Source organism: Methylobacterium sp. WCS2018Hpa-22 (assembly GCF_031843785.1).
Classification (GTDB): domain Bacteria; phylum Pseudomonadota; class Alphaproteobacteria; order Rhizobiales; family Beijerinckiaceae; genus Methylobacterium.
Map to the genome: position 1 here is coordinate 1 of NZ_JAVTJA010000037.1, position 3779 is coordinate 3779.

General features: G+C 63.5%; 1 protein-coding gene and 1 pseudogene. Both read left to right on the forward strand.

Features of this window, described 5'->3' with window-relative positions:
- A pseudogene (locus tag RQI43_RS24425) lies at positions 1–430 on the forward strand (hypothetical protein); the annotation flags it as partial.
- Positions 431–574: 144 nt separating this feature from the next.
- Positions 575–3779, forward strand: a 3205-nt coding sequence (locus RQI43_RS24430) for a peroxidase family protein (RefSeq protein ID WP_311276896.1), incomplete at its 3' end; no start/stop codon positions are given.

Genomic DNA, 3779 nt, shown 5'->3' on the forward strand with positions numbered 1-3779 from the left:
CGACAAGATCTACGCCAGCAGCAACTTCACCCTAGGGGCGGGTGAATCGATCGAGGCCCTCTTCGCCAAGGTCGGCGGCCTCAGCCTCACCGGCAACGAGCTCGCCAACACGCTCGTCGGGAGCAGCGGCGGGGATCGCCTGAACGGCGGCCTCGGGAACGATACCCTGAAAGGGGGCGCCGGAGACGACACGTTCGTGTTCGCATCCGGGTTCGGATCGGACCGGATCGTCGGTTTCGATGCCGATCCGACCGGTGGCCAGGATGTCATGGACCTGACGGGCCTTGGGATCACGGGGGCCAACTTCGCCAGCGAGGTTTCGATCACTCAGGCCGGGGCCAACACCGCTGTCGTGATCGGAGCCGACACGATCCTGCTCTTCGGCGTCAACGCCACCACCGTCACGCAGACCGACTTCCACCTGCTATAGCCGCTGCCGGTCGAACCCGCCGCGTACACGACCAATATCGGCCGCTTGTTTAGACCGATGAACGCCGACGAAAGTCGGCGAACACCCCCGGTTACTCAATCGATATGGAGTGTTCCAATGACGATTTCACTTCGATCACAAGATTTGGCCTTCCTTGATACGTTGTTCGACGAGGGCGATTTCAGGGCGATCAACGGCGAGGGCAACAACCTTGCGCACCCCTCTTGGGGCAACGCGGACCAGCCCTTCGTTCGCCTGACGGCTGCTCATTATGAACCGGGGAGCATCAACGGCGTTCGGGTGACCGGAGCCAGCGGCGCTCTGCTCCCCAACGAGAGGGTGATCAGCAACGTCGTCTCCGAATCCATCGATCAGAACGGTCAATCCGTCGAGACGCCGAATAGCTACGGCACCAATCTCCTTTTGATGTCGTTCGGTCAGTTCTTCGATCACGGCCTCGATTTCTACGACCGTGGCGGCGGATCGCAATTCGTCGATATGAGCGGCGTCGACGCGAAGCTCGCGCAGATCGCGGCCGCCAATCCCGGTCTGACCATCGACACGACGGACAACATCATCGCCCAGGGTGTTCCACCCCAGCTGCAGTTCCTCATCGGCGGCCGCGCGGCCCGATACACGATCGACACGGACGGCAACGCCGTCCTGGATAACGTGAATGGAACCGAGCACCTGAACAAGGTCTCGCCCTTCGTGGACCAGAACCAGACCTACGGGTCGGAGCCCGGCATGACCTGGCTGCTTCGCGAAACCGCGAGAGATGCCAACGGCGCGGTCATCCGCGATGCAGGCGGCCATCTCGTCAAGACGCATCATCTCCTCGACGGCGTGGAGGAGGTCGGCCCGGACGGCGTCGCCCGCGGCACCCTCGCGACCTACAAGGACGTCCTGCTCAACAACGGAGTCAGCGATGCCGATATGGCCCATGCCCTGGATCTGGCGAGCGCATCGGGGGGAGACTACGCCGCCTGGACCTACCTGAAGAACGCGGCCAATTTCGTCGACTTCGCCGATATCGGCGACGGCAAGCACACGATCCTGCTCGGCGACAAAAACGATTTCGACACGTCCCCGCTCGGCCGTGATGGTCAGCCGGATCCGAACTTCAGCTTGGAAACGCTGCTTTCCTACTACATCGCCGGTGATCACCGGGCGAACGAGAACGTCGCGCTGACCTCCGTGCACACCGTCTTTCATCGGGAGCATAATTATCAGGCCGACCAGATCCGCGCTCTTCACCCCGAATGGAGCGCGGAGGAGGTCTTCCAGGCCGCAAAGGTCATCACCTCGGCGGAATATCAGAGGATCGTCTTCGACGAGTTCGCTACCGCGATGTCGGGTGAGATTCCTGGTGCCGGTGACCACGGATTCAGCGGCTATCGCGCGAACGTCAACGCTGCGATCTCCGAGGAGTTCGCTGGTGCGATGTATCGCGTCGGTCACTCGATGATCAACGAAACGATTCCCTACGTCGATGCCAACGGCGAACTGAAGGACGTTCCCCTCATTCAGGCCTTCCTGAACCCGGCCATGTTCGCCGGCAAGGATTCGGCTCATCCGGGCGTGACGGGAGGGACGGCGGCGTTCCTGGCCGGGACGATGCAGGTGGCACACGACCAGATCGACGAGAAGCTGGTCGAGGCCGTGCGCAGCCAGCTTCTCGGGCTTCCGCTCGATCTCGGCGCGGCCAACATCATGCGCGGGCGCGAACTCGGGCTCTCTTCGCTGAACGAGTTCAGGGCCGAAGTGAGCAGCGCGGGCACGAGTCTCGACGCTCTCGGCCAAGCGTCCGATTATGCGGCGGGGCCAGGTGTGCCAAGCCTTGCGGCCTACCAGAACTGGAACGAATTCGGGGCTCACCTTCGCGGCAACGCCGCGCAAAGAGCCGAGCTTCTGGCTCAGTTCAAGGCGGTCTATGGCGAGGACGTGATCGATCCGGCCAACGGCAAGATCAACGGCACCGGCATCAGCCATGTGAACGACGTCGACCTGTGGATCGGCGGTCTTGCCGAAGCGCCCAGCGGCGGCAGCCAGATGGGTTCCACCTTCACGTGGATCTTCCAGGAGCAGCTGGACCGGCTGCAGGAAGGCGACCGCTTCTACTATCTGGAACAACTCGACGGCACGATGCTCGTCAACGATATCAACGCGCAGCATTTCTCAGACCTGATCGCCCGGAATTCCGGCATCGCGCATGGCCACTGGGACACGTTCAAAGTGTCGGAGCAGCGGAACTTGGCCGCCGGCGAGGCAAACCGCGACTTCACCGGAGCGGGCGTGGCGGCGGGCGTCGCCCTCGTCCTCGTTGGCAACGATCTCGACAACCGTATCATCGGAACGTCGGGCGACAATACACTCTATGGCGGTGCCGGGAACGACATTCTGAACGGAGGAACGGGAGGCAGCGACGCCCTCCACGGCGAGGGTGGAAACGACACGCTGAGTTCAGGCCCCGATACGAGGGACGATTACCTCTACGGGGAGGACGGGGACGATACGCTGAACGGCGGTCGCGGCGATGACGTGCTGGACGGCGGCGAGGGTGCCGACACACTCCGCGGCGGAGCCGGCAAGGATTTTCTTAAGGGGGGCGCCGGTGACGACTGGCTCACTCCGGGAGCGGGCCGCGATGCGGTGGATGGCGGCGACGGCATCGATACGGTGGATTACAGCGCCTCCGCGGCGGGCGTGAGGATCGACATGCAGGTCCGCAGCGGGCGCTTGCTGCCAGACGAGGCATCGGGGGGCGACGCCGAACGGGATGTGATCGTCAATGTCGAGAACGTGGTCGGTTCCGCGCTCGCGGACCGGATCACCGGCGATAACCTCGCCAACATGATCGAGGGCGGAGGAGCTGGCGACAACCTGGAAGGCGGGGGCGGCATCGATACCCTGAGCTACGCGCGTTCCAATGCCGGCGTCACGGTCAATCTTCTCACCTTGACTGCCAGCGGCGGCCATGCGCAAGGCGACCAGATCCACGGCTTCGAGAACCTCTTCGGCAGCGACTACGCCGACCGGCTCACGGGAACCAATCTGGCGAACACGATCACCTCGGCCCTCGGCAACGACGTCCTCGACGGTCTTGGCGGTGCGGATGACCTCTCCGGAGGGTCGGGGAACGACATCTACTACGTCGATCAGCTGGGCGACGTCGTGCACGAGGTGGCAGGGGGCGGAACCGACAGGATCTACGCCAGCAGCAACTTCGTCCTGGGGGCGGGTGAATCGGTCGAGACCCTGGTCGCCAGGGCCGGAACTCTCGGTATCAGCCTTGGCGGCAACGAGCTCGCCAACACGCTCTACAGCGGTGCCGGGGCCGATACGCTCA